This window comes from Micromonospora sp. NPDC003241 (genome assembly GCF_053589795.1).
This window is the reverse complement of the sequence record NZ_JBSFSO010000009.1, coordinates 163,939-187,918: the sequence shown is the minus strand read 5'-3', so window position 1 is coordinate 187,918 and position 23,980 is coordinate 163,939. Positions and strand designations below refer to the sequence as shown.

At 73.2% G+C, this 23,980-nt stretch carries 23 protein-coding genes and 1 pseudogene; 16 read left to right on the top strand and 8 right to left on the bottom strand.

The features are described from left to right. Nucleotides 1-22: 22 nt before the first annotated feature. The 8 genes from hisD to hisF all read left to right on the top strand — a co-directional run bounded on the left by hisD (nucleotide 23) and on the right by hisF (nucleotide 5,950). Nucleotides 23-1,345 carry a histidinol dehydrogenase gene (hisD, locus tag ACWDVW_RS10805; protein ID WP_449946765.1) on the top strand — a complete coding sequence of 441 codons (1,323 nt, stop codon included), beginning with the start codon at nucleotides 23-25 and terminating at the stop codon, nucleotides 1,343-1,345. Then, nucleotides 1,342-2,460 (top strand): histidinol-phosphate transaminase, encoded by a 1,119-nt coding sequence (locus ACWDVW_RS10800; protein WP_449946764.1) that lies wholly within the window; start codon nucleotides 1,342-1,344, stop codon nucleotides 2,458-2,460. The genes hisD and ACWDVW_RS10800 overlap by 4 nt, the downstream gene beginning before the upstream one ends. Beyond that, complete coding sequence (gene hisB, locus ACWDVW_RS10795) at nucleotides 2,457-3,068, top strand: imidazoleglycerol-phosphate dehydratase HisB (protein WP_396693010.1); 612 nt, start codon at nucleotides 2,457-2,459, stop codon at nucleotides 3,066-3,068. The genes ACWDVW_RS10800 and hisB overlap by 4 nt, the downstream gene beginning before the upstream one ends. Nucleotides 3,069-3,102: 34 nt before the next feature. Continuing rightward, nucleotides 3,103-3,273, top strand: coding sequence for a hypothetical protein (locus ACWDVW_RS10790; protein WP_350696398.1), 171 nt, complete (start codon nucleotides 3,103-3,105; stop codon nucleotides 3,271-3,273). Between the two features lie 8 nt (nucleotides 3,274-3,281). Then, nucleotides 3,282-3,947 (top strand): imidazole glycerol phosphate synthase subunit HisH, encoded by a 666-nt coding sequence (gene hisH / locus ACWDVW_RS10785; RefSeq protein ID WP_449946761.1) that lies wholly within the window; start codon nucleotides 3,282-3,284, stop codon nucleotides 3,945-3,947. Between the two features lie 51 nt (nucleotides 3,948-3,998). Beyond that, nucleotides 3,999-4,322 carry a hypothetical protein gene (locus tag ACWDVW_RS10780; protein WP_131052746.1) on the top strand — a complete coding sequence of 108 codons (324 nt, stop codon included), beginning with the start codon at nucleotides 3,999-4,001 and terminating at the stop codon, nucleotides 4,320-4,322. 19 nt (nucleotides 4,323-4,341) lie between these two features. Beyond that, complete coding sequence (priA, locus tag ACWDVW_RS10775; protein WP_350696399.1) at nucleotides 4,342-5,067, top strand: bifunctional 1-(5-phosphoribosyl)-5-((5-phosphoribosylamino)methylideneamino)imidazole-4-carboxamide isomerase/phosphoribosylanthranilate isomerase PriA; 726 nt, start codon at nucleotides 4,342-4,344, stop codon at nucleotides 5,065-5,067. A 115-nt stretch (nucleotides 5,068-5,182) separates the two neighbouring features. Beyond that, nucleotides 5,183-5,950, top strand: a complete 768-nt coding sequence (gene hisF / locus ACWDVW_RS10770) for an imidazole glycerol phosphate synthase subunit HisF (RefSeq protein WP_449946760.1) — start codon at nucleotides 5,183-5,185, stop codon at nucleotides 5,948-5,950. A gap of 49 nt (nucleotides 5,951-5,999) precedes the next feature. On the opposite strand, the gene ACWDVW_RS10765 is transcribed toward hisF, so the two are convergent. Together ACWDVW_RS10765 and yczE are read right to left on the bottom strand one after the other, a co-directional pair. Then, nucleotides 6,000-6,461, bottom strand: coding sequence for a hypothetical protein (locus tag ACWDVW_RS10765; protein ID WP_350696402.1), 462 nt, complete (start codon nucleotides 6,459-6,461; stop codon nucleotides 6,000-6,002). 141 nt (nucleotides 6,462-6,602) lie between these two features. Then, entirely contained in the window at nucleotides 6,603-7,247 is a 645-nt protein-coding gene (gene yczE, locus ACWDVW_RS10760; RefSeq protein ID WP_449946759.1) for a membrane protein YczE, read from the bottom strand. Nucleotides 7,248-7,305: 58 nt separating this feature from the next. Here yczE and yczR point away from each other — a divergent pair, with 58 nt between their 5' ends. Together yczR and ACWDVW_RS10750 are read left to right on the top strand one after the other, a co-directional pair. Beyond that, nucleotides 7,306-8,763: a MocR-like transcription factor YczR gene (yczR, locus tag ACWDVW_RS10755; RefSeq protein ID WP_449946758.1), complete on the top strand. Its 1,458-nt coding sequence runs from the start codon at nucleotides 7,306-7,308 to the stop codon at nucleotides 8,761-8,763. 69 nt (nucleotides 8,764-8,832) lie between these two features. Then, nucleotides 8,833-10,143, top strand: a complete 1,311-nt coding sequence (locus tag ACWDVW_RS10750) for a low temperature requirement protein A (RefSeq protein ID WP_449946757.1) — start codon at nucleotides 8,833-8,835, stop codon at nucleotides 10,141-10,143. A gap of 72 nt (nucleotides 10,144-10,215) precedes the next feature. Here the strand turns inward: ACWDVW_RS10750 and ACWDVW_RS10745 are convergent, their stop codons facing one another. The 3 genes from ACWDVW_RS10745 to ACWDVW_RS10735 form a co-directional block, all read right to left on the bottom strand. Beyond that, on the bottom strand, nucleotides 10,216-12,039 hold the full coding sequence (locus ACWDVW_RS10745) for an AMP-dependent synthetase/ligase (protein WP_449946755.1): 1,824 nt from the start codon (nucleotides 12,037-12,039) through the stop codon (nucleotides 10,216-10,218). Between the two features lie 138 nt (nucleotides 12,040-12,177). Beyond that, on the bottom strand, nucleotides 12,178-13,116 hold the full coding sequence (locus tag ACWDVW_RS10740; RefSeq protein ID WP_449946753.1) for a terpene synthase family protein: 939 nt from the start codon (nucleotides 13,114-13,116) through the stop codon (nucleotides 12,178-12,180). A gap of 124 nt (nucleotides 13,117-13,240) precedes the next feature. Further along, nucleotides 13,241-13,870, bottom strand: coding sequence for a TIGR03085 family metal-binding protein (locus ACWDVW_RS10735; protein WP_449946751.1), 630 nt, complete (start codon nucleotides 13,868-13,870; stop codon nucleotides 13,241-13,243). A gap of 147 nt (nucleotides 13,871-14,017) precedes the next feature. Between ACWDVW_RS10735 and ACWDVW_RS10730 the strand changes: the two genes are divergently transcribed. From ACWDVW_RS10730 to ACWDVW_RS10720, 3 genes are all read left to right on the top strand, one after another. Beyond that, a complete protein-coding gene (locus tag ACWDVW_RS10730) occupies nucleotides 14,018-15,886 on the top strand; it encodes an ABC transporter ATP-binding protein (protein ID WP_449946749.1) in 1,869 nt (622 codons plus the stop codon). A gap of 115 nt (nucleotides 15,887-16,001) precedes the next feature. Beyond that, nucleotides 16,002-17,786 carry an ABC transporter ATP-binding protein gene (locus tag ACWDVW_RS10725; RefSeq protein WP_449946747.1) on the top strand — a complete coding sequence of 595 codons (1,785 nt, stop codon included), beginning with the start codon at nucleotides 16,002-16,004 and terminating at the stop codon, nucleotides 17,784-17,786. Between the two features lie 110 nt (nucleotides 17,787-17,896). Further along, entirely contained in the window at nucleotides 17,897-18,631 is a 735-nt protein-coding gene (locus tag ACWDVW_RS10720; protein WP_449946745.1) for a DUF2470 domain-containing protein, read from the top strand. 7 nt (nucleotides 18,632-18,638) lie between these two features. Here ACWDVW_RS10720 and ACWDVW_RS10715 read toward each other — a convergent pair whose 3' ends face one another. Genes ACWDVW_RS10715 through ACWDVW_RS10705 form a run of 3 tightly spaced genes read right to left on the bottom strand, consistent with a single transcriptional unit; the run spans nucleotide 18,639 to nucleotide 20,756 of the window. After that, complete coding sequence (locus ACWDVW_RS10715) at nucleotides 18,639-19,235, bottom strand: TetR/AcrR family transcriptional regulator (RefSeq protein ID WP_449946743.1); 597 nt, start codon at nucleotides 19,233-19,235, stop codon at nucleotides 18,639-18,641. 28 nt (nucleotides 19,236-19,263) lie between these two features. Continuing rightward, nucleotides 19,264-20,019, bottom strand: a complete 756-nt coding sequence (locus ACWDVW_RS10710; RefSeq protein WP_449946741.1) for an ABC transporter permease — start codon at nucleotides 20,017-20,019, stop codon at nucleotides 19,264-19,266. Next, nucleotides 20,019-20,756, bottom strand: coding sequence for an ABC transporter ATP-binding protein (locus ACWDVW_RS10705; protein WP_449946740.1), 738 nt, complete (start codon nucleotides 20,754-20,756; stop codon nucleotides 20,019-20,021). The genes ACWDVW_RS10710 and ACWDVW_RS10705 overlap by 1 nt, the downstream gene beginning before the upstream one ends. A gap of 164 nt (nucleotides 20,757-20,920) precedes the next feature. Here ACWDVW_RS10705 and ACWDVW_RS10700 point away from each other — a divergent pair. The 3 genes and pseudogenes from ACWDVW_RS10700 to ACWDVW_RS10690 all read left to right on the top strand — a co-directional run. Then, nucleotides 20,921-21,607: pseudogene (locus ACWDVW_RS10700) on the top strand (phosphoribosyl-AMP cyclohydrolase); the annotation flags it as partial. Between the two features lie 180 nt (nucleotides 21,608-21,787). Further along, nucleotides 21,788-22,219 (top strand): phosphoribosyl-AMP cyclohydrolase, encoded by a 432-nt coding sequence (hisI, locus tag ACWDVW_RS10695; protein WP_449946810.1) that lies wholly within the window; start codon nucleotides 21,788-21,790, stop codon nucleotides 22,217-22,219. Between the two features lie 43 nt (nucleotides 22,220-22,262). Next, the gene (locus tag ACWDVW_RS10690; RefSeq protein WP_449946739.1) at nucleotides 22,263-23,816 is read left to right on the top strand and encodes an anthranilate synthase component I; all 1,554 of its coding nucleotides are present in this window, start codon (nucleotides 22,263-22,265) and stop codon (nucleotides 23,814-23,816) included. Nucleotides 23,817-23,980: the final 164 nt, after the last annotated feature.

Below are 23,980 nucleotides of genomic sequence, written 5' to 3'. Positions count from 1 at the left end.
CGGGCCGCCTAGACTCGCAGGGGTGTTGAACCGGATCGACCTGCGCGGTGGCGAGCCCGACCCACGCCACCTGCTGCCCCGTGCCCAGCTCGACGTGTCGGTGGCCGTCGAGCGCATCCGCCCGATCGTGGAGGCGGTCCGTGAGCATGGCTACCAGGCGGTCCGCGAGGCCAGCGAGCGGTTCGACGGGATCTCCCCGGACGTGCTGCGGGTGCCGGTCGAGGCGATCGCCGCGGCGGAGGACACCCTCGACCCGCAGGTCCGCGCCGCGCTGCTGGAGTCGATCAGCCGGGCCCGCAAGGTGCACGACGACCAGCGGCGCACCGACCACACCACCCAGGTCGTGCCGGGCGGCACGGTCACCGAACGCTGGGTGCCGGTCGACCGGGTCGGTCTCTACGTTCCCGGCGGCCTGGCGATGTACCCGTCGACCGTGGTGATGAACGTGGTGCCCGCCCAGGCGGCCGGAGTCCGGTCGCTGGTGGTGGCCTCGCCGCCACAGAAGGAGAACGGCGGGCTGCCGGACGCCCGGGTGCTGGCGGCCTGCGCGTTGCTCGGCGTCGACGAGGTCTACGCCGTCGGCGGGGCGCAGGCGGTGGCCATGTTGGCGTACGGCTGCGCGGTGGACGCCGCCGGCAGCGCGCACTGCGCTCCGGTCGACATGATCACCGGGCCGGGCAACATCTGGGTCACCGCCGCCAAGCGGCTGCTGCGGGGCGTGGTGGGCATCGACGCCGAGGCCGGTCCGACCGAGATCGCCATCCTCGCCGACGACACCGCCGACCCGGCGCACGTCGCCGCCGACCTGATCAGCCAGGCCGAGCACGACCCGCTGGCGGCGAGCGTGCTGGTCACCCCCTCGGTGGCGCTGGCCGACGCGGTGGACCGCGAACTGGCCCGGCAGGTGCCGGCCACCAAGCACGCCGACCGGGTCGGCACCGCGCTGGGCGGGGAGCAGAGCGGCGTCGTGCTCGTCGACGACCTGGCCGCCGGGCTGCGGGTGGTCGACGCGTACGCGGCGGAGCACCTGGAGATCCAGACCGTCGACGCCCGCGAGTGGGCGATGCGGGTACGCAACGCCGGGGCGATCTTCGTGGGCGCGTACTCGCCGGTGTCGCTGGGCGACTACTGCGCCGGTTCCAACCACGTGCTGCCCACCGGCGGCTGTGCCCGGCACTCCTCCGGGCTCTCGGTGCAGTCCTTCCTGCGCGGCATCCACCTGGTCGAGTACACCGAGGAGGCGCTGCGGGAGGTGGCCCCGCACGTGGTGGCGCTGGCCACCGCGGAGGACCTGCCCGCGCACGGCCAGGCGGTGTCGGCCCGATTCCCTCAGGACCCGTCATGACCGAGCTGTCCGACCTGCCGATCCGGGACGATCTGCGTGGGCTGTCGCCGTACGGCGCGCCGCAGCTCGACGTGCCGGTGCGGCTGAACACCAACGAGAACTCCTACCCGGTGCCGGAGCCGGTGGTGGAGGCGATCGGCAAGGCCGTCGCCGCCGAGCTGCGGGACCTCAACCGGTACCCGGACCGCGACGCGGTGGCGCTCCGCGCCGACCTGGCCGAGTACGTCGGCCACGGGCTCACCGGCGACGGGGTGTGGGCGGCCAACGGCTCCAACGAGATCCAGCAGCAACTCCTCCAGGCGTTCGGTGGACCGGGGCGGACCGCGCTCGGCTTCACCCCGGCGTACTCGATGCATCCGCTGCTGGCGTTGGGCACCGGCACCCGGTGGGTGCCGGCCCGGCGCGGCGTCGACTTCGGGTTGACCGCCGACGAGGCGGTGGCGCAGATCCGTGAGCACCGGCCCGACGTGGTCTTCCTCTGCTCGCCGAACAACCCCACCGGCACCGCGCTCGACCCGGCGGTGGTCACCGCCGTGCTGGACGCGGCGTCGGGCATGGTGGTGGTCGACGAGGCGTACGCGGAGTTCGCCAGGCCGGGGACGGTCAGCGCCCTGGCGGTGCTGCCCGGGCACCCTCGGCTGGTGGTGACCCGCACGATGAGCAAGGCGTTCGGGTTCGCCGGCGGGCGGCTGGGCTACCTGGCGGCCGACCCGGCCGTGGTGGCGGCGGTGCAGCTCGTACGCCTGCCGTATCACCTCTCGGCGCTCACCCAGGCCGCCGCGCGGGCGGCGCTGGCGCACCGCGAGACGCTGCTCGGCACCGTGGCGGAGATCATGCGCCAACGGGACCGGATCGTCGCCGCGCTGCGCGAGCGGGGCCTGCGGGTGGCCGACAGCGACGCCAACTTCGTGCTCTACGAGGTGGGCGGCGACCAGAGCGTGGCCTGGCGCGCGATGCTGGCGCAGGGGGTGCTGGTCCGCGACGTCGGCCTGCCCGGCTGGCTGCGGGTCACCGCCGGCACCCCGGCCGAGACCGACGCCTTCCTTGCCGCCGTGGACGAGACCCAGCGCGAGGGCCAGGCCGCCCCGCCGCGACCGAAAGGCACCACATCATGAGCCGGACCGCCCGGGTGGAGCGGATCACCAAGGAGACCAAGGTCCTGGTGGAGATCGACCTCGACGGCACCGGAGCGGTCGAGATCAGCACCGGGGTCGGCTTCTACGACCACATGCTGCACCAGATCGCCCGGCACGGCGGTTTCGACCTGACCGTGCAGACCGTGGGTGACCTGGAGATCGACGCCCACCACACGATGGAGGACACCGCGTTGGCGCTGGGCGCCGCGTTCGACCAGGCGCTGGGCGACAAGGCCGGCATCCGGCGGTACGGCTCGGCCGTCGTCCCGATGGACGAGGTGCTGGTCCGGGCCGCCGTCGACCTGTCCGGCCGGCCGTACGTGGTGCACGACGAGCCGGCGCTGGCGCCGTACATCGGGCCGGTCTACCCGACCAGCATGACCCGGCACATCTGGGAGTCGTTCGGTCAGGCGGCCCGGATCACGCTGCACGTGGACGTGCTGCGGGCGGCCCGCCCCGGCGGGCACCCGGACGCCCACCACGTGGTGGAGGCGCAGTTCAAGGCGGTCTCCCGGGCGCTGCGCGAGGCGACCGCGCTGGACCCGCGCTCCGCCGGTGCGATCCCGAGCACCAAGGGCGCGCTGTGACCGGCCGGGGCGTGACCGGGCGGGGGTGCCGCTGATGGGCGGGGTGCTGCCGACGCTGTTGCTGATCTTCGCCGGGGTGCTGGTGGGCGGGACGCTCTCGCTGCACCGGCAGGGCGCGCCCCGGGGCGCGGTGGTGGTGTGCGGGCTGCTGGCCGTGCTGGCCAGCGTCGCCGGTGTGCTGTGGCTGCTGCCGGGGGAGGGATAGTGGCCGAGGTGAGCACTCGTCCGGTCGGTGACGAGGGTGCGCCGCGCCGGGTCGTGGTGCTCGACTACGGGTCGGGCAACCTGCGCTCGGCGGAACGGGCGCTGGCCGCCGCCGGTGCCGACGTGGTGGTCACCGGAGACCTGGCCGCCGCCGCCGAGTCCGATGGTCTGGTGGTGCCCGGGGTGGGTGCCTTCGCCGCGTGCATGGCCGGCATCGAGGAGATCGGCGCGGGTCCGGTGATCGCCGAGCGGGTCGCCGCCGGTCGGCCGGTGCTGGGCATCTGCGTGGGCATGCAGATCCTCTTCGAGTCCGGTGACGAGCACGGGGTGGTCACCAAGGGGCTGGGTCTGCTGCCGGGTGGCGTCAGCCGGCTCCCCGCCGCCCGGTTGCCGCACATGGGCTGGAACACCGTGCAGGCGCCGGTGGGTTCGGTGCTCTTCGCCGGTCTGCCCGCCGACAGCCGCTTCTACTTCGTGCACTCGTACGCGGCCGGTGACGTGGCGGCGCTGACCGAGGCCGGGGCCAGGGTGACCACCGCCCACCACGACCGTGACTTCGTCGCGGCGGTGGAACGGGGTGCGCTGTCGGCCGCTCAGTTCCACCCGGAGAAGTCCGCCGACACCGGTGCCGCCCTGCTGCGCAACTGGCTGGCCACGGTGCCCGTCGGTGGCTGACCAGGGCAGGGCCCGGCGGCCGGGGACGACCGGGCGTACGCGGGGGCGCCGGTGAGCAAGGAACGGGCCCGCCGTCGCGCGGTCCGCGAGGCGGAGGCCGCCCGACGTCAGGTGGTCCGGGAACGGGCGATGGCCCGCCGGGCCCGGCGTCGAGCGCTGGTCCGCCGGTTCGTGCCCACCGTCCGCCGGGGCCGGACCGGTCGGTTGCTCCGGTACTCCCGGGGTGAACGTGCCGCGATCGTGGCGCTGACCCTGGCGGCGGTGGTCCTGATCTGGCTGCTCGTCCCCGACCTGGGGCTGCGGCTGTTGTTGATCGTGTTGTTGTTGCTCGTTCTGCCGGTGATCGTGGTGATCGCCCTGAACCGCCGTTCCTGATCTGAGAGGACCAAGATTCGTGAGCCTCACCCTGTTGCCCGCCGTGGACGTCGCCGACGGCGAGGCCGTCCGACTCGTGCAGGGCGCCGCGGGTAGCGAGACCACCTACGGCGATCCGCTGGAGGCCGCGTTGGCCTGGCAGCAGGACGGTGCCGAGTGGATCCACCTGGTCGACCTCGACGCGGCGTTCGGCCGGGGCTCCAACGCGGCGCTGCTCGCCGAGGTGGTGCGTCGGCTCGACGTACGGGTCGAACTGTCCGGCGGCATCCGGGACGACGCGTCCCTGCGGGCCGCGCTGGCCACCGGCGCCGAGCGGGTGAACATCGGCACCGCGGCGCTGGAGGACCCGGAGTGGTGCGACCGGATCTGCGGCGAGTACGGCGACCGGGTCGCGATCGGGCTGGACGTGCGGGGTCGGACCCTGGCGGCGCGCGGGTGGACCCGCGACGGCGGTGACCTGTACGAGGTGCTGGAGCGGCTGGACAAGGCCGGCGCCTCCCGGTACGTGGTCACCGACATCACCAAGGACGGCACCATGCGCGGGCCGAACCTGGACCTGCTGCGGGCGGTGTGTGGCCGCACCGACGCCCCGGTGATCGCCTCCGGGGGCGTCTCGACCCTGGACGACCTGCGGGCGCTGGCGACGCTGGAGCCGATCGGCGTGGAGGGCGTGATCGCCGGCAAGGCGCTCTACGCGGGCGCGTTCACCGTCGCCCAGGCCCTGGAGACCCTCGCCGAGCGGTAAGGAGGGGCTCTAGAACGCCTGCGGTAGAGGAAGGGTCCCCTGCTAACAACTCAGCCGGCTGGGGGCCCGGGTACGGCCGGTCAGCGCACCGGCACCGAGCGATAGGCTTTCCGGCATGACGGTGGCGGTGCGCGTGATCCCCTGTCTCGACGTGGACGCCGGTCGGGTGGTCAAGGGGGTCAACTTCCTCGACCTGCGGGACGCCGGTGACCCGGTCGAGCTGGCGGCGGCGTACGACCGGGCGGGCGCGGACGAGCTGACCTTCCTGGACGTGACCGCCTCCTCCAGCGACCGGGGCACCATGCTCGACGTGGTGCGGCGTACCGCCGAGTCGGTCTTCATCCCGCTGACCGTGGGCGGTGGCGTGCGTGCGGTGGCGGACGTGGACACGCTGCTGCGCGCCGGTGCCGACAAGGTCGGGGTGAACACCGCGGCCATCGCCCGGCCGGAGCTGATCGCCGAGATCGCGGACCGGTTCGGCCGTCAGGTGCTGGTGCTCTCGCTGGACGTGCGGCGGGCACCGTCCGGCACCACCGACAGCGGTTTCGAGGTCACCACGCACGGCGGCCGGCGGGGGACCGGGCTGGACGCGGTGTGGTGGGCCGCACGCGGCGCGGAGCTGGGTGCCGGGGAGATCCTGCTGAACTCGATGGACGCCGACGGCACCAAGGCCGGGTTCGATCTCGAACTCATCGCCGCGGTGCGCCGGGTGGTCGACGTGCCGGTGGTGGCCAGCGGTGGCGCGGGCGAGGTGGCGCACTTCCCTCCGGCGATCGGCGCGGGTGCCGACGCGGTCCTCGCGGCGAGCGTCTTCCACTTCGGCGAGCTGACCGTCACCGAGGTCAAGGACGCGTTGCGCGGCGCGGGTCACCCCGTCCGCTGACCCAAGCGGCCAGCCTCAGACGCTCAGCCCCGGTCGCTGTCCGGAGCGCTCAGCCCCGGCCGGAATGGCCCTCGGGCGAGCGGCGGGGCATCGGCACGGAACGGACCAGGTATTCCTGGACGGCAGCGGTGTGCTCGGCCTCGTCGAGGTGCCAGTCCGCGTTGCCGGGCGGGTGCCGTCGGCTGAGCACGCCCTGCACGGTGTCGACGGTGGTGGCCAGTCCGGCGCTGGGTCGGGTACGCCAGAGCCGCTCCCCGTCGGCGGTGATCCGGAACCAGCCGTCGGCGACGTCCACCAGGCCGGCGCCGAGCAGTCGACGGATCGCGCCCTCGATGTCGTGTCGTTCGGGGAGTGTCCGGTCGAGGTGGTCGGCCGTGGAGATCACGTCGGCCAGGCGTACGCCCTCGGGCCGGCGGGTTGTCGGGGAGCGCCGGTGCCTCCCCGCGCCGCTGGCGATCACCAACGAGACGAAGATCCACGCATCGGTCCGACGCCAGGCGTTCTCCCCCATGTGGAGATTCTGCCGTCAGTGCGGCGGGAAGGAAACACCACCCGACCCACTGCGACTCTGCGTCACGACGCCATCGCCGAGGGTCGATGTCGTGTGTCGGTTGGCGGTGCCGCCGGTACGCGGGGTGGCACGGTGGCGTCGTCAGGTGGCGGGCGCGGTCTCGACCGGTGCGGGTCCCGGCTCGGGGGTGTCGAAGACCGGCAGGAAGAACTGGGCGAGCGGGCCGATGGTCAGTGCGTACGCGACGGTGCCAAGGCCGACCGTCCCGCCGAGTAGCCAGCCGACGGCCAGCACGCCGATCTCGATGGCGGTGCGGACCAGGCGTAGCGACCAGCCGGGCCGGCGGGCGACGAGGCCGGTCATCAGCCCGTCGCGGGGCCCCGGCCCGAGCCGGGCGCCGAGGTAGAGGGCGGTGGCGACGCCGTTGCCGACGATGCCGGCCACCAGCAGCGCGATCCGCACCGGCAGCGGTCCGCCGGTGGGCAGCAGGGCCAGCGTCGCGTCGACGGCCAGGCCGATCACCACCACGTTGGCCACGGTGCCGATGCCGGGACGTTGCCGCAGCGGGATCCAGGTCAACAGCACCAGGGCGCCCACCAGGATGACCGTGGTGCCCATGGTCAGCCCGGTCAGCCGGGAGAGCCCCTGGTGGAACACGTCCCAGGGGTTCAGGCCCAGCTCGGAACGGATCATCAGCGCCATGCTGAAGCCGTAGAGGACGAGGCCGACGTGGAGTTGGGTCAGTCGCCGGACCGGCCGGTGGCGGAGGTTGCCAATCAGGGTCACGCATGCCACTCTAGGGGCCAATCTGGGCACGCATAGAGCCAATTTTCCGGGAGTGGCCATGGCGAGTCAGGTGCGCGGGGCGCAATTGGCCCGACTGCTCGGCCAGTGGCATGCCCTGCCCGGGCGACGGCGCAGTCCCGACTACGCCGCGCTGGCCGGCGCGGTACGCGGCCTGCTCGCCGACGGACGACTGCCGCTGGGCGTACGCCTGCCGGCGGAACGGGACCTGGCCGAGGCGTTGCGGATCAGCCGGACCACCGTCACCGCCGCGTACCGTGAACTGCGCGACAGCGGGCACCTGTCCAGCCGCCGGGGTGCGGGAAGCTGGACCCGGCTGCCCGGCACGCACCGGGTGGCGCCCAACGGGCTCTGGATCCCGCTCGACGACCGGGACATGATCGACCTGGGGGTGGCGGCGCTGGCCGCCCCACCGGAGCTGCTGCCGGCGGCCCAGGCCGCGACCGAGGACCTGCCCCGCTACCTGGGCGGGGCCGGTTATCACCCGACCGGCATCATCGAGCTGCGGGAGGCGGTGGCCCAGGGCTACACCGACCGGGGACTACCCACCTCACCCGACCAGATCATGGTCACCAACGGCACCCAGCACGCCCTGGACCTGGTGCTCCGCCTGGCCCTGGCGCCGGGCGGCGGGGTGCTGGTCGAGTCACCGAGCTACCCCAACGCGCTGGCCGCGCTGGCCGCCCGACGGGCCCGGATCACCACCCACGGCCTGGCCGCCGACGCCACCGGCTGGGACGCCGACCTGATGCTCGGCTCGCTCCGACAGGCACGCCCCCGGGTGGCCTACCTGATCCCGGACTTCCAGAACCCGACCGGGCACCTGATGGCGGCGGAGCTGCGCGAGCGGCTGGTGACCACCGCGCATGCCGTCGGCACCGACCTGGTCATCGACGAGTCCTTCGTGGACCTGCCGCTGGACGGCACCACACTGCCGCCACCGACCGCGAGTTTCGACCGCCACTCCCGGGTGGTCAGCATCGGCGGCATGAGCAAGCCCTTCTGGGGCGGTCTACGGATCGGCTGGATCAGGGCCTCCGCGCCGCAGGTGCAGCGGCTGGCCGCGGCCCGGGTCGGCGTCGACATGTCCAGTCCGGTGCTGGACCAGCTCGTCGCCGTGCACCTGCTGGCCGCCGCGCCGGGCATCGTCGCCGCCCGGCGTACGCAACTGGCGGCGCAACGGGACGCGTTGCTCGGCGCGCTGGCCGACCGGCTGCCGGAGTGGCGGGTCACCGTGCCGCGCGGCGGCGTGACGCTCTGGGCCGAACTGGACGGCCCGATCTCCAGCGCGCTGGCCCGGGCGACCGAGGAGGTCGGCGTACGCCTGGCGCCGGGACCCCGGTTCGGCCTGGACGGCACGCTGGAACGCTTCCTGCGGCTGCCCTTCACCCTGCCCGCCGCGGACCTGGTCGAGGCGGTGGGCCGGATCGCCGCGGTCCGGTACGACCTGGACCGCGCCGGCCTGCCCCGGTGGCGGGAGCCGAGCGTCATCGCCTGAGCGTGGCGCGACGGTGTCGATCCGGCTGATCGACCCCGCCTGCCGGTCGGTGCCGGGCAGACTGCCGGGGTGGACGGACTCAGGGGTGTGCGCTGGTCGCGCGGGGTGCGACCGGGTGCACCCGGGTCCCGCGCCACCCGCCTGGAGCTCTTCTACGACCTGGTCTTCGTCTTCGCCTTCATCCAGGTCACCACGCTCACCGCCGACAACTTCACGCCGCGCGGCCTGCTCCAGTGCGTGGTCGTGCTGGTGCTGCTCTGGTGGGCCTGGACCGGCTTCGCGGTGATCGGCAACCTGGTCCGTACCGACCAGGGGGTGCTGCCCTTCCTCGCGTTCGCCACCATGGGCGGGGCCCTGGTCTTCGCGCTCGCCATGCCGCAGGCATTCCGCAGCGAGGCCGGTGGGCTGTCCGGGCCGCTGGTGTTCGCGATCTGCTACTTCCTCGTCCGGGCCGTCCAGGTGGGCATCCTGGGCTGGCTGGCCCGGGGCGATCCCGAGCTGCGTCGCCGTTTCCTGGCCGCGGCGGGACGGGCGGCGGTGGTCGGCACACTGGTGCTGGCCGCCGCGCTGTTGCCGCAGCGGCTCGCCGACGAGCCGGGCGAGGTCGGGCTGCGGCTGCTGTTCTGGATCGCGGCGATCGTCGTCGAGTACGGAGCGGCAGTGGCCCTGGGCAGCAGCAACTGGACCCTGCTCTCGGCTGGGCACTGGGCCGAGCGGCACGCCCTGATCGTGCTGGTGGCGCTCGGCGAGACGATCATCGCGTTGGGGCTCGGCGCGGGCTTCGTCGTCGAGCTGCCGCTGACCTGGCTGGTGATCATCTCGGCGATGCTCGCGGTGGCGGTGGTCGCCGCGCTCTGGTGGGCGTACTTCGACACGCTGGCGCTGGCGTTGGAACAGGTGCTGCACCGCACCCGGGATCCGCGAGCGCGGTCGGCGCTGGCCCGCGACGCCTACACCTACCTGCACCTGCCGCTGGTCGCCGGCCCGATCCTGTTCGCGCTAGGGCTCAAACGGGTGCTCAGCGGTGCCGCCGAGCCGACCAGCCCGGCCGGGAGCCTGTTGCCCGGCGGGGACCTGCTGGTGTTGCACGGCGGGGTGGCGGTCTATCTGGTGACGCTGGTGGCGCTGGGCTGGCGGGTCCTGCACACGATGCGGTGGCCGACTGTCGGTGGCGTGTGCCTGCTGGTGCTGCTGGTCCCGGTCGCCGCCCAGGTGCCGGAACTGGTCGCCCTGGCGCTGCTCACCGTGGTCGTGCTGGCGGTGGCGGTGGTGCAGACGCTGACCGACGCGCCGTTGCGCCATCAGGTCCGGGACGTGGCGATGGCCGAGCAACTCGCCACCGAGGCCGAGCAGACGACCTGGCGGGGACGCCATCTGTGAGCGGGTACGCGTCGGCCCCGCACCCACGGGTGGGTGCGGGGCCGGCGACGTGCGTTCCGCTGTCGACGACGGTCAGATCTCGGCGACCGTGCCCGCGTACATCTTGTCGATCTCGGCGGAGAAGTTGCTCTCCACCCCACGCCGCTTGATCTTGAGCGACGGGGTGATCTCGCCGTCCTCGATGGTCAGGTCGCGCGGCAGGATGGTGACCTTCTTGATGGTCTCCCAGCGGTTCAGCTTGGTGTTGAGCTCGGCCACGTACCCATCGACCATGGCCTGCGCCTCCGACGAGGAGACGATCTCGGCGTACGGGCGACCCTCCAGCGGGGTGCCCGCAGCCCAGCCGGCGATGGCATCCGGGTCCAGCGTGACCAGCAGGGTGCAGAAGTTGCGGGCCTGTGCGATCACCACCGCCTGCGAGGTGTACGGGCAGGTGGCCTTGAACATGCCCTCGATGTGCGACGGCGCGATGTACTTGCCGCCGGACGTCTTGACCAGGTCCTTCTTCCGGTCGGTGATGCGCAGGTAGCCGTCGGCGTCGAGGCTGCCGATGTCGCCGGTCCGGAAGAAGCCGTCCTCGGTGAAGACGGCGGCCGTCTCCTCCGGCAGGTTGTGGTAGCCGCGCATGACCGGCCGACCCTTGATCAGGATCTCGCCGTCGCCGTCGATGCGGCACTCCAGATCGCCCATGGCCTTGCCGACCGTGCCGATCCGCAGTTCGCCGGGCGGATTGACGAAGTTGCCGGCGCTGCTCTCGGTCAGCCCGTAGCCCTCGGAGATCGGCAGGTTCGCCGCGGCGAAGAAGGTCGCGATCTCCGGGCTGAGCGGGGCGGCACCGGACACCAGCACCCGGATCCGTCCGCCGAGGCGGGCCTGGAGCTTGCTGAAGACCAGCTTCTCGGCCACCGCGTACTTGAGCTTCAGGCCGCCCGGCACCGGCTTGCCGGCCTGGTCGAGGGCGACCTTCTCCTTGCCGACGCCGACCGCCCAGGCGAAGATCTTCGCCTTCGCGCCGCCGGCGCCCTGCGCGGTGGTCACCGACTTGTTGTAGACCTTCTCGAAGACCCGGGGCGCGCCGCACATCAGCGTCGGACGGACCACCGAGAGCAGCTCGACGAGCTTGTCGACCCGCCCGTCCACGTACGTCGGCATGCCTACGTGGGTGGTGCCGCAGAGCAGTGTCTTGCCGAACGAGTGCGACAGCGGCAACCAGAGGTACTGGAGGTCGTCCTCGCGCAGCAGGCCCACCGCCTCCTGCGCCACACCCTCCCAGCACCAGCCGCCGTGCAGCAGCTCGACGCCCTTGGGTCGCCCCGTGGTGCCGGAGGTGTAGATCAGGGTGGCCAGGTGCTCGGGGCCGATGCCGGCCACGATGCGGTCGACCAGCTCCGGGTCCTCGGCGAGGCGCTGGGCGCCCTGCTCCTCCAGTTGGGCGAGGGTCAGTTGGGGCACCGCCGCCGTCGGGTCGGGCTCGCCGTCGAAGAGGACCACGTGGGTCAGCGCGGGCAGGTCCGCGCCGGCGATCTTGGCCGCCTGGGTCGGGTCCTCGGCGAACAGCACCTTGGAGGCGGAGTCGGCGAGGATGTAGGTGGCGTCCTGCGGTTCGGTCGTCGGGTAGACCGTGGTCGTCGCGCCGCTGGCGCACATGACGCCGAAGTCGGCGATCACCCAGTCGAGCCGGGTGTTCGCCAGGATCGCCACGGGGTCCTCCTGGCCGACGCCCAGGCCGTGCAGGCCGGCGGCGACCGCCTTCGCCCGGGTGGCGACCTGCGTCCAGGTCAGCCAGACCGGCGTGTTGTCCGGACCGGGGTGGGCGAAAGCGTGGCGGTCGGGGGTGGCCGCCACACGCTTGAGGAACATGTCAGGAATGGAACGGTACGGTACATCGAGAGCCATCGCTGTAGCCGCCTTCGGGGGTGGAGGCGTGACGGTCGTCACGTCGGTGTTCGTTACCGAAGGGTATTGCCTGCGCCGGGGCATCGGCTAGCCCTGACGATCATCGCCGCCCCCGTACCGGTCGATGACGCCGTCGTGTCACGCGTACCGCTCGGCGGCTCGGGACCAGTCGTAGGTGGCCCGGATCCAGTTGCGGCGGGCCGCAAGCGCCGGCCGGACCGCGTCGCCGTGACTGGCCAGCAACTCGTGCTCGGCGGCCAGGTACGCGCTCAGCCCGTCGTTGAACCGCTCCGCGGCGGCCCGTAGCGCCGTGGACTCGTCGCCGGTCTCCCCGGCCAGCACGGTGACCAGGTTGTGCGCGTCCGGGCCGTCCCGGTGCTCCTTGCCGTAGGAGAAGACGTCGTTGCACCAGCAGACCAGGTCGGCGGCGAGCAGGTCCAACTCGGCCCAGTCGGGATCGGCCCGCTGGTCGGCCGGTGGGAAACCGTCCAGAGCCAGATCGGTGAGCGTGATGCTGGGATAGACGCCGCCGGTGTGCCGGCGCATCTGGACGTACTCGTCGACAGGCGGCACCCGGCCGTGTTCGCGGTTGGCCGCCTCCCACAGCAGTGCGAGCAGGTAGCCCCGCATGGCCGAGGTGAAGTGCAGCAGCACCGCCGGGCGTTGGCGGGCCCGGACGCGCCCGCACAGGTCGGCCAGCGCGAGCCCCAGGGGCCCGGCCGTGCCGATCGCCGACTCCGTCGGCGTGCCCTGGCGGTCCAGCACGTCGAGCAGTGCGGCCACGGTCGGCGCGAGTCGGGTCGGGTCGTTGCCCAGACCGTCCTCGTCGCAGGCGTCGTCCATCACGAACAGCCAGGAGATCAGGTCGGCCAGCAGGCGCAGGCCGTCCAGCGACGCCTCCGGGCAGGCCCGTCCGGCCAACCCGGCCGCATCCGCCCGGCGTAGTCGCTGGCCGTTACTGATCAGACCCAGGTGCTGCGCCCAGTCCGTGCTCTCCCGGGCAACCTGCTCGGTGTCGTGATGCCGGGCGCCGGAGAACGGGGGCTCCCGCAGGGCCGAGACCGCAAAGCTTCGCATCGGGCTCCCTGTCGCGCCGCTTCCCCACGAGGCGGCGCGGACAGCGTACGGGAGCGGCGCGGAGGGCCGGGAGATCGGACAAATAACGTTTCGGATATTGCCGTGACCGGTTCCGCACAGACGGTTAGAAGCCCAGCTTGGCGCTGCGGAGTCGATCCGCCGACTCGGTGCCGCCCTCGACCTGCACCCGCGCCGCGCGCTGCCGGCCGCTCAGGAACAGCACCAACTCGCCCGGGGCGCCGATCAGCCCCAGCGCCTCGCCGCCCCGACCGGCGGTCACCTCGCCGAGCCCCGGCGCCCGGACGGACACCTCGGCCGGAAACCGGCGCAGGGCCATCCGGGCCAGGGTGGCGGCCCGCCGCCACAACGCCTGCTCCAGTCCGGTGGGCAGCGCGCGGGGCTGCCACTCGGGCTGGGCCCGCCGGACGTCCTCGTGGTGGATGAAGAACTCCATCGTGTTGGCCAGTTCGTCGGTGAGCGGGTTGCTCACCGGGCTCCACACCGGCGGCTGGCGTACCTGGGCGAGCAGGTCGGCCCAGTCCTGCGCGGCGATCTCGCGCCGGACCCGCTCGGCGTGGTCGCCCAGCGGCCCGATCAGGATGCCGGCGGCGGCGTCCGGCCGCCGTTCCCGCACCACCAGGTGCGCGGCCAGGTCACGGGTGGTCCAGCCCTCGTTGAGCGTCGGGGCGTCCGGACCCAGGGTCGACATCAGGTCGGTGAGCGCCTCGCGCTCCGACCGGGCGTAGCGCGGCATGTGGTGATCGTAGGCCGAGCGCGGCCGGTCCGCCCGGTTCGTGCCGGCTCGCGAGGTGACGTCGGACATATCGCCGCGGGTCGGCGGGATGGTCGCGCTGCGGTAAGGATGAGGGAGGATTGTGGTGGCTTACGGCGGGGGAGATACGTGGCGAGCGGGACTAGTCGGGAGGTGCTCGGTCGCGGGCTGGCCGTCCTCTGGCGGGCCATCCGGGAACAACCGAGGATCTTCGCGGTCGCGGTCAGCGGCAGTGTGCTGTTCGGCGTGATGGTGGTGGGCAGCGCGTTCGTGGTCGGCGCGGTGGTCGGCGACGTGGTGGTACCGGCCATCGAAAGCGGGTCGGTCGGCGTGGGCGTACTGGCCCTGGCCGCCGCCGCGCTGCTCGGGATCAGCGTGCTGCGGGTGGTCGGCATCTTCGGCCGGCGGCTCGGCGCCGGATACATGCAGTACCGCCTCCAGGCCGACTACCGACGCCGGGTCACCCGCCGCTACCTGGAACTGCCGCTGTCCTGGCACCACCGCAACGCCACCGGCACCCTGCTGTCCAACGCGAACTCGGACGTGGAGGCCGCCTGGCACCCGATCGCGCCGCTGCCGTTCGCGGTCGGCACGCTGGTGATGCTGGTCGGCGCGGTCGGATCGCTCTTCTTCACCGACTGGGCCCTGGCTCTGGTCGGGCTGGCCGTGTTCCCGGCGTTGTTCGCGCTCAACGTGGCCTACTCCCGCCGGATGGCCCCGCGTCAGGCCCGCGCGCAGCGGCTGCGTGCCGAGGTCAGTGGCATCGCGCACGAGAGCTTCGACGGCGCGCTGGTGGTCAAGACGATGGGTCGGGAGGCCCAGGAGACCGACCGGTTCGCGGCCCGCGCCGGCCAGCTACGCGATGCGTTGATCTCGGTCGGTCGACTGCGCGGCGTCTTCGACCCGATGCTGGAGACCCTGCCCAGCCTCGGCACGCTCGCCGTGCTGGTGGTCGGCGCGTACCGGTTGCAGCAGGGCGCCATCTCGGTCGCCGAGCTGGTCAGCGTCGCGTTCCTCTTCACCGTGCTGGCCTTCCCGGTGCGCGCCATCGGCTGGGTCCTCGCCGAGCTTCCGCGCAGCGTCGCCGGTTGGGACCGGGTCCGCCGGGTGCTCGACGCCACCGGCGAGATGCCGTACGGCAGCACTCGGCTGGACCCGGACGCCGAGGCGCCCGCCACGCTCTCCTTCACCGACGTCGCCTTCGCCTACGAGCCGGCCGAGGCGCACCTGCCCGGTGCCGAGGTGCTCGGCGAGGTCACCTTCACCGTGCCGGCCGGCAAGACCGTCGCCCTGGTCGGGCCGACCGGCTCCGGCAAGTCCACCGTGACGTCGCTGGCGGTGCGGTTGGTCGACCCCCGCGCCGGGACCGTACGCCTCGACGGCGTGGACGTGCGCGAACTGGCCGCCGACTCACTCGCCGGCACCGTGGCGTTGGTGGCGCAGGTGCCGTTCGTCTTCGACGACACCGTCCGGGCCAACGTCTCGCTGGACCGGGCGGGCATCGACGACGAGGCCGTGTGGGCCGCGTTGCGGCTGGCGGAGGCCGACGGGTTCGTCGCCGCGCTGCCCGACGGGCTGGACACCAGGGTCGGCGAGCGGGGCACCTCGCTCTCCGGCGGGCAGCGGCAGCGGCTCACCCTGGCCCGGGCGCTGGCCGGGCGTCCCCGCCTGCTGGTGCTCGACGACGCCACCAGCGCGGTCGACCCGCGCGTGGAGGCCGCCATCCTGGCCGGGCTGCGCTCGTCCGAGGCGGGCGGCCCGGGAGCGTCGATCCTGGTGGTGGCCTACCGCCGCGCCACCATCGCCCTCGCCGACGAGGTCATCTACCTGGAGCAGGGCCGGGTGATCGCGCGAGGCACCCACACCACGCTGCTGGCCACCGTGCCCGGCTACGCCAACCTGGTCACCGCGTACGAGCAGGCCGAGGTCGACCACGAGCGGCAACCGACGTACGACGAGGTCACCCCGCTGGCCTCCGGCCTGGAGGTGGACCGGTGAGCGCGAGGAACGCAGCGCAGCGGAGTACCGCAGTCGTGAACGGAGAGCCGGTCCGGCTGAGCGCGAGGAACGCAGCGCAGCGGAGTACCGCAGTCGCGAACGAAGGATGTCGCCGGTGAGCGCGAGTGTGACGACGGAGGTGCCGGAGCCGGCGGAGTCGACCTGGCGGACGCTGCGGCGCGGGTTGGCGCTGTCGCCGGAGTTGCGGGTCGGCCTGGCCGGCACCCTCGGCCTGGCGTTGGTCTACATGGTCGGCCGGGTGGCCGTGCCGGTGGCGGTGCAGCAGGGCATCGACCGGGGCATCGCCGGTGGGCTCGACCTGGACCCGTTGTTCGTCGTCGTGGCGGTCACCGCCGCCGTGCTGGTGGTGACCACCGCCTGCGGCTATCTGATGATGCGGCGGCTGTTCACGGTCAGCGAGACGGCGTTGGCCGGGGTCCGGGTGCGGGCGTTCCGGCACGTGCACGACCTGTCGATGCTGCACCAGCAGTCCGAGCGGCGGGGCTCGCTGGTCTCGCGGGTCACCAGCGACGTCGACCAGATCACCCAGTTCCTCCAGTGGGGCGGCGTGATCCTGCTGGTGAACCTGGGGCAGTTGGCGGTGACCACGGCGGTGATGCTGGCGTACTCGTGGCAACTGACGCTTGTGGTCTTCGCGGCGTTCGTGCCGGCGGTGCTGGTGATCCGGCTGCTCCAGCGTCGGCTCGCCGCCGCGTACGGGGTGGTGCGGCAGCGGACCGGCACGTTGCTGGCGGCGGTCGGCGAGAGCGTGGTCGGCGCGCCGGTGATCCGGGCGTACGGCATCGCCGGCCGGACGTCGCGGCGGCTGGACGAAGCGATCGACAGTCAGCAGCAGGCGCAGAAGAAGGCCATCCGGATCAGCATCCTCGGCAGTTCCGTGGGGGAGTTGGCGGCCGGGGTGGCGCTGGCCGGTGTGGTGGTGCTCGGCGTGCTCCTCGGCGCCGACCAGACGTTGAGCATCGGCGCGATCACCGCGTTCCTGTTCCTGGTGACGCTCTTCATCCAGCCGGTGCAGATCGCCACGGAGGTGCTCAACGAGGCGCAGAACGCGATCGCCGGGTGGCGGCGGGTGCTGGACGTGCTGGACGTCTCGCCGGACGTGGCCGACCCGGGCCCGCAGGGGCGGGAGCTGCCTGGTGGTCCGCTGGACATCCGCTTCGCGCAGGTGCGTTTCGCCTACCCGGACGGGCCGACCGTGTTGCACGACGTCAGCTTGGACATCCCGGCGAAGAGCCGGGTCGCGGTGGTGGGCGAGACGGGCAGCGGCAAGACCACCTTCGCCAAACTGCTGACCCGGTTGATGGACCCGACGGCGGGTGCGGTGCTGCTGTCCGGGGTGCCGTTGACCGACGTCCGCTTCGACTCGTTGCGGTCCCGGGTGGTGATGGTGCCGCAGGACGGCTTCCTGTTCGACACGTCGGTGGCGGACAACGTGCGGTTCGGTCGTCCCGAGTTGACCGACGAGCAGCTCACCGCGGCCTTCAGCGACCTGGGGCTGGCCGACTGGCTGGAGGGGCTACCGGCCGGGTTGGCCACCGGGGTGGGTGAGCGCGGTGAGGCGTTGAGCGTGGGGGAGCGGCAGTTGGTGGCGCTGGCCCGGGCGTACGTGGCCGACCCGGATCTGCTGGTGCTGGACGAGGCGACCAGCGCGGTCGACCCGGCCACCGAGGTACGCCTGCAACGGACCCTGGACGCGGTGACCCGGGGACGGACCACGCTGGCGATCGCGCACCGGCTCTCCACCGCGCAGGGCGCCGACGAGGTGATCGTGGTGGACCGGGGTCGGATCGTGCAGCGTGGGCCGCACGAGGAGTTGATCCGGGACCCGGACTCGGTCTACGGCCTGCTCTACGCCTCCTGGCTGGAGCAGACGCGGTGATCGGCGCGGACGTGTCCCGGCGAGGCCGGTGCCTGGATCCGGTGGACGTGATCGGCACGATGCCCTAGTCTTCGGGTTAGGTAAGCCTAACCTTAGAAGGAGGTCGTGCCATGCGGCCGAGCCCTGCCGAGATCGTTCGTACCCTCGTCGCGGGCCGGTTGGCCGGTCTCGTCCACGTGGCCTGCCGACCCGGTCTGCACCACGTCCGCCACGTCACCGACCGCGACGGCCGGGTGCTGCTGCTGGTGCCGGTGGTCAGTGACCTCACCGCCGCCCTGCGTACCACCGGTCCGGACCGCCCGCTCGCCGTGGCGCTGGACGTCCTGGACCTGCCGCCCGCTGCGGGCGCACCGTCGCTGGGTCGCGCGCTGGTCTCCGGCTGGGTACGCCAGTTGGCCGGTCCCGAGGAACGCGCCGCCGCGCTGGACTTCGCCGAGGTGGACGCCACCGGGGACCTGCTCGACGTCGGTACCCGGTTCCGGCTGTGCCGCTTCGAGGTGGAGCAGGCCCAGTGGGACCGGGCGGGCACGCTGCGCCGGGTCGACCCGGCGGCGTACGCCGAGGCGGAGCCGGACCCGCTGCACCCGGTCGAGGCGGTGCTGCTGGCCGACCTGGCCGACCGGTACGCCGACCGGCTGACCGCCTACCTGCGCCGCCGGCTGGGGCTGACCGACATCGACGTGACGCCTCGGCTGGAGCGGATCGACAGGTACGGGATGTTGGTCTCGTTCGGGCATGCGGGTGCCCGGCACCGGACCCGGCTCGCCTTCGCGCGCCCGGTGGCCGGACACGACGAGTTGCCCCGGATCTTCGACGAGATGCTGCACCCGGCGGCCGGCGCCTGAGCGCGCCTCAGTCGACCAGCTCGCCGGTGAGGTAGCGCTGCACGGTCGGCCCGACGGTGGCGACCAGGGTCTCCGGCTCGGCGGAGGCGATCGGCTCCAGCCGGATCACGTGCCGCATGACGGCCAGCCCGATCAACTGGGTCGCCACCAGCCCGCCGCGCAACGGAAGCTGGGCCGGGTCGACGTCGAGGTGATCGAGGATCCGGCGCAACACCTGGGTGGTCAGGAACTCCCGGACCAGCCGGGCGGTCCACTCGTTGCCGACCGCCGACCGCAGCAGGGCCACCCCGGCGGCGCCGGCCGGCGAGTCCCACACCGCGACGAACGTACGGACCAGTCGTTCCCCGATCCCGTCGCGGTCGCCCGCGAGCACTGACGGCAGCAGCTCCCGGGGGTCGACCGGCGCCTGCACGGCGGCCAGGAACAACTGCTCCTTGCTGCCGAAGTAGTGGTGCACCAGGGCCGGGTCGACCTCGGCGGCGGCGGCGACGGCCCGGATGGTGGCGGCGTCGAAACCCCGCTCCGCGAAGGCGGTGCGGGCCGCCGCCAGGATCGCGTCCCGGGTCGCCGGATTGCCGGGTCGCCGTCCGCTGCGCCGTGCCATCGCCCCCTCTTCCCGCTCGGTGGCCCCGTCAGCCGCTGCGCCGTCGCAGCGTGGCCGAGGCGAGCACCAGCGCCAGCACCGCCGCACCGGCGACCACCGCCACGTCCCGCCACATCGTCGCGGTCGGCTCGGCGTGCGCGCCGACCTCCTGAAGGGCCTCGACGGCGTACGACAGGGGGAGCACGTCGCTGATCGCCTGCAACCAGCCGGCCATCTCGTCGCGCGGCACGAAGAGCCCGCAGAGCAGCAGTTGTGGGGCGACCACGACCGGCATGAACTGTACGGCCTGGAACTCGGTGCGGGCGAAGGCACTGCACAGCAGCCCGAGCGCGACGGCGAGCACGGCGTTCAGCGCCGCGACCAGGATCACCAGCGCGCTGCTGCCGGCGGTCTCGAGACCGAAGACCCAGTACGCCACGGCCGAGGCGATGGTGGCCTGCACCGCGCCGGCCAGCCCGAACGCGATGCCGTACCCGAAGAGCAGGTCGGTGCGGGACAGCGGGGTGGTGAGCAGCCGTTCCAGCGTGCCGCTGGTCCGCTCGCGCAGCATGGCGATGCTGGTCACCAGGAACATGATGAGGAACGGGAAGAAGCCGAGCATCACCAGCGCGATCCGGTCGAAGGTGGACGGCTGGCCGGGCGGGGTGGGCTGGTCGGCGTACATGTAGTAGACCAGGGTGAGCAGCACGGTGGGGACGACCACCAGCAGCGCCACCGTACGCCGGTCGTGGCGCAGTTGCCGCAGGATGCGGCCGACGGTGGCGGCCAGGATCCGCAGGTTCATCACGCCTCCCCGCCGCTCGCGTCGTCGGCCTGGCCCGCCCGGATCAGCCGCAGGAACGCCTCGTCGAGGTCGTCGACCCCGGCGGCGGCCCGGATCGCGGCCGGGGTGTCGTCGGCGACCAGCCGCCCCGCGCGGATCAGCAGCAGCCGGTCGCAGCGGGCCGCCTCGTCCATCACGTGACTGGACACCAGCAGGGTCGTCCCGGCCGCGGCGAGGGCGTGGAACCTCGCCCAGAGCTCGGCGCGCAGCACCGGGTCCTGGCCGACGGTGGGTTCGTCGAGCACGATCAGCTCCGGCTCGCCGACCAGCGCGCAGGCCAGTGACGCCCGGCTGCGTTGCCCACCGGAGAGGGTGTCGACGATCTGGCCCGCCGCCGCTGCCAGCCCGACGTCGGACACCGCCCGGTCCGCCTCGGCCCGGCCCCGGCCGTGCAGGGCGGCGAAGTAGCGGGCGTTCTCCCGCACCGTCAGGTCCGCGTAGACGCTCGGCGCCTGGGTGACGTAGCCGACCCGGTGGCGCAGCTCCGTCGCGCCCGCCGGGTGTCCCAGCACGGTCACCGTGCCGGCGGTGACCACCTGCACCCCGACGATCGCGCGCATCAGCGTGGTCTTGCCGCTGCCGCTGGGGCCGAGCAGCCCGGTGACCGCGCCGCGCGGCACCTCGGCGTCGATCCCGTGCAGTACCCGCCGTCCGCCCCGGTCCACGACCAGGCCCCGGACGGCGATCGCCTCCGCCATCGCCCACCTCCGAAACTCATCATCTGTTGAAATCAACGGTAGTTGAATTACGTCGAGCGGGCCAGGGTGTGATATCGCCATAGCACGGGCTTTAGCCTCCGTATCGGACACCATGTCCGTTGTAGGGCATTGCGCCCGGATCGGACCTGCGGCACGATGGCGCAGTGGATCACGCTCCGTCACCGGACAGTGGGTTCTTCGACGACTGGGCCGCGCGGCTGCGGGCGACCGCCGACCGGCCCGTGGTCGGCATCCTGCTGCGCGGAAGCCACGCCCGTCGAGCCGCCACCCCGCACAGCGACGTCGACGTCGACGTGCTGGTCAACGGAGCCCCGTACGCCGTACGTCGGGCGTACCTCACGGAGCACTCCGGACGCCTGACCCACGTCTCGGTCGCTGCCCGCGACATCCGGTCCTGGGTGACACGGCTGGGCGAGCCGGCCGACTGGGCGTTCGGGCTGCCGGTGACGGCTCCCGCGCGGCTGCTCTGGGCCGACCCGCACTGGCGGGACCGGATCGACCTCACCGTGCTCTGCCAGCCGGCCGACGAACCTCGGCTGGAGGACCTGATCGCCACGCTCGGCAAGGTGGCCGCCGCGCGCGACGCCGACGACCCGCTCGGCGTCCGGCTGGCCGCCGCCGACCTGGCCCGGCTCTGCCCCTCGGTGCTGCGGTTGGCGAACCCCTCGGTCCGGGTGGTGTCCCGCCGCTCGGCCTTCGCCGCCGCGCTCGACCTGCCGGTGGCTCCACCCGGCTACCGGCAGGACATGCTGCGCTGCCTCGGCCTGCTGCCCGGATCGACCGGGCAACTCTGGGCGGCGGCGGTCCGGCTGGTCGCCGGCACCCTGCCGCTGATCCGCCCGTACGCCGCCGAGGTGGCCGAGGTGGCCGGCACCGACTTCGCCGACGCCCTGCTCGACGGGCGCCTGGACCGGTACGTCACCCAGTTGCGCCAGCCCGTCGGCCCTGCGCCGTCCGCCAGCCGGGAGCCCACTGGGGTACCGGCGCCGCGTGCGGGACAATGGGTCACTGTGCCCGTACCTGACGCGCCGACGAGCGGCGCCCACCTCTCCCCGCCGGAGCCGCCGAGTGGCCCGGACCGGCCGTCGCGACTCGACCCGGAGATCGCCGCGCGGCTGCGCCGCACCCCCGACGGCCTGGTGGCCGCCGTGGTCCGCCAGCACGACAGCGGTGAGGTGCTGATGGTGGCCTGGATGGACGACGAGGCCCTGCATCGCACCCTGACCACCGGCCGGGCCACCTACTGGTCACGCAGCCGCCGCGAGTACTGGGTCAAGGGCGCCACCTCCGGCCACCACCAGTACGTGCGGTCCGTGGCGCTGGACTGCGACGGTGACGCGGTGCTGGTCAGCGTCGAGCAGGTCGGCGCGGCCTGCCACACCGGCCGGCGCACCTGCTTCGCCACCGAACTCCCGGTCACCTCCGGCGAGGTGTCCTCGTGAGCGGGCGGTACGCGCGACTCCTCGGACGCCCCGGAGCGTCGGCATGACCGACGGCACGGTCAGCCCGGATCTGGCCACCTTCACCGACCTGGCCGCCCGCTGGCGGGTGGTGCCGGTCACCCGGCGACTGCTGGCCGACGCGGAGACGCCGGTCGGGGTCTATCGCAAGCTCGCCGGCGGGCCCGGCACGTTCCTGCTGGAGTCCGCCGAGCAGGGCGTCGGCTCGTCGGGGCTGGCCTGGTCCCGGTACTCCTTCGTCGGCGTCCGCAGCAGCGCCACCCTGGTCGAACGGAACGGCTCGGCGGCCTGGCTCGGCGAGCCGCCCGCCGGGCTGCCCACCGCAGGCGACCCGGTCGAGGTGCTACGGGCCACGGTGGCGGCGCTGGCCGGTCCGCCCGGCGAGCCGGACGGGACCATGCCCCCGCTGACCGGCGGCATGGTCGGCTACCTCGGGTACGACCTGATCCGCCGCTTCGAACGGCTGCCCTCGCTCACCGAGGACGACCTGCGCGTACCCGAGCTGGGCATGATGCTCGCCACCGACCTGGTGGTGCTGGACCACTTCGACGGCTCGGCCATCCTGGTCGCCAACGCGGTCCTGCCCCCGCTCGACGACCCGGACCGCGAGGCGCAGGTGGCCGCCGCCTACCACCACGCGGTGGGCCGGCTGGACGCGATGACCACCGCGCTGTCCCGGCCGATCCCGCCGATGGTCTCCACGGTCCGCCGCCCCAGTGCCGGCGAGGTACGCAGCCGTACCCCCGAGGGCGGCTACCCCAAGGCGGTCGAGGCGGCCAAGGAGGCGATCCGGGCCGGCGAGTGCTTCCAGATCGTGCTCGCCCAACGGTTCGAGCGCGACACCGACGCCGACCCGCTGGACGTCTACCGGGTGCTGCGCACCACCAACCCGAGCCCGTACATGTACCTGCTGCGCTTCGACGACTTCGACATCGTCGGCTCCTCCCCGGAAGCACACCTGAAGGTGACCGGCGAGGTCGACGGCGAGCGGCGCGCGCTGCTGCACCCGATCGCGGGCACCCGCCCGCGCGGGGCCACCCCGGAGGCCGACGCGCGGCTCGCCGCCGAACTGCTCGCCGACCCGAAGGAACGCGCCGAGCACGTGATGCTCGTCGACCTGGGCCGCAACGACCTGGGGCGGGTCTGTCGACCGGGCACCGTCGAGGTGCCGGAGTTCGCCACCATCGAGCGGTACAGCCACGTCATGCACATCGTCTCCACCGTGGTCGGGACGCTGCGCGCCGACCGCACGGCCTTCGACGCGCTGGCCGCGACGTTCCCGGCGGGCACCCTGTCCGGGGCGCCGAAGGTGCGCGCCATGGAGATCATCGAGGAGCTGGAGCCGGTACGCCGGGGCCTGTACGGCGGCACCGTCGGCTACTTCGGCTTCGGTGGCGACCTCGACATGGCCATCGCCATCCGCACCGCGCTGATCCGGGCCGGGCGGGCGTACGTGCAGGCCGGTGCCGGGGTGGTGGCCGACTCCGATCCGGCCGCCGAGGACCAGGAGACCCGGAACAAGGCCGCCGCGGTGCTCGCCGCCATCGCCGCTGCCGAGACACTCAGGCCGGCCCGGTGAGCGCGAGGAACGCAGCGCAGCGGAGTCCCGCAGTCGCGAGCGAAGGCTGGGTCCGGTGAGCGCGAGGAACGTAGCGCAGCGGAGTCCCGCAGTCGCGAGCGGAGGGTGGGTCCGGTGAGCGCGAGGAACGTAGCGCAGCGGAGTCCCGCAGTCGCGAGCGAAGG

Bases quoted from the DNA above. Each gene is read 5' to 3' on its own strand.
- ACWDVW_RS10735 (WP_449946751.1), bottom strand. From the start codon at position 13,870: ATGCCGCGCTACGCCCGGTCGGAGCGCGAGGCGCTCACCGACCTGATG.
- ACWDVW_RS10790 (WP_350696398.1), top strand. From the start codon at position 3,103: ATGGGCGGGGTGCTGCCGACGCTGTTGCTGATCTTCGCCGGGGTGCTG.
- hisB (WP_396693010.1), top strand. From the start codon at position 2,457: ATGAGCCGGACCGCCCGGGTGGAGCGGATCACCAAGGAGACCAAGGTC.
- ACWDVW_RS10705 (WP_449946740.1), bottom strand. From the start codon at position 20,756: ATGGCGGAGGCGATCGCCGTCCGGGGCCTGGTCGTGGACCGGGGCGGA.
- yczR (WP_449946758.1), top strand. From the start codon at position 7,306: ATGGCGAGTCAGGTGCGCGGGGCGCAATTGGCCCGACTGCTCGGCCAG.
- ACWDVW_RS10690 (WP_449946739.1), top strand. From the start codon at position 22,263: ATGACCGACGGCACGGTCAGCCCGGATCTGGCCACCTTCACCGACCTG.
- ACWDVW_RS10720 (WP_449946745.1), top strand. From the start codon at position 17,897: ATGCGGCCGAGCCCTGCCGAGATCGTTCGTACCCTCGTCGCGGGCCGG.
- ACWDVW_RS10800 (WP_449946764.1), top strand. From the start codon at position 1,342: ATGACCGAGCTGTCCGACCTGCCGATCCGGGACGATCTGCGTGGGCTG.
- hisF (WP_449946760.1), top strand. From the start codon at position 5,183: ATGACGGTGGCGGTGCGCGTGATCCCCTGTCTCGACGTGGACGCCGGT.
- ACWDVW_RS10745 (WP_449946755.1), bottom strand. From the start codon at position 12,039: ATGGCTCTCGATGTACCGTACCGTTCCATTCCTGACATGTTCCTCAAG.
- ACWDVW_RS10740 (WP_449946753.1), bottom strand. From the start codon at position 13,116: ATGCGAAGCTTTGCGGTCTCGGCCCTGCGGGAGCCCCCGTTCTCCGGC.
- ACWDVW_RS10715 (WP_449946743.1), bottom strand. From the start codon at position 19,235: ATGGCACGGCGCAGCGGACGGCGACCCGGCAATCCGGCGACCCGGGAC.
- ACWDVW_RS10710 (WP_449946741.1), bottom strand. From the start codon at position 20,019: ATGAACCTGCGGATCCTGGCCGCCACCGTCGGCCGCATCCTGCGGCAA.
- ACWDVW_RS10765 (WP_350696402.1), bottom strand. From the start codon at position 6,461: ATGGGGGAGAACGCCTGGCGTCGGACCGATGCGTGGATCTTCGTCTCG.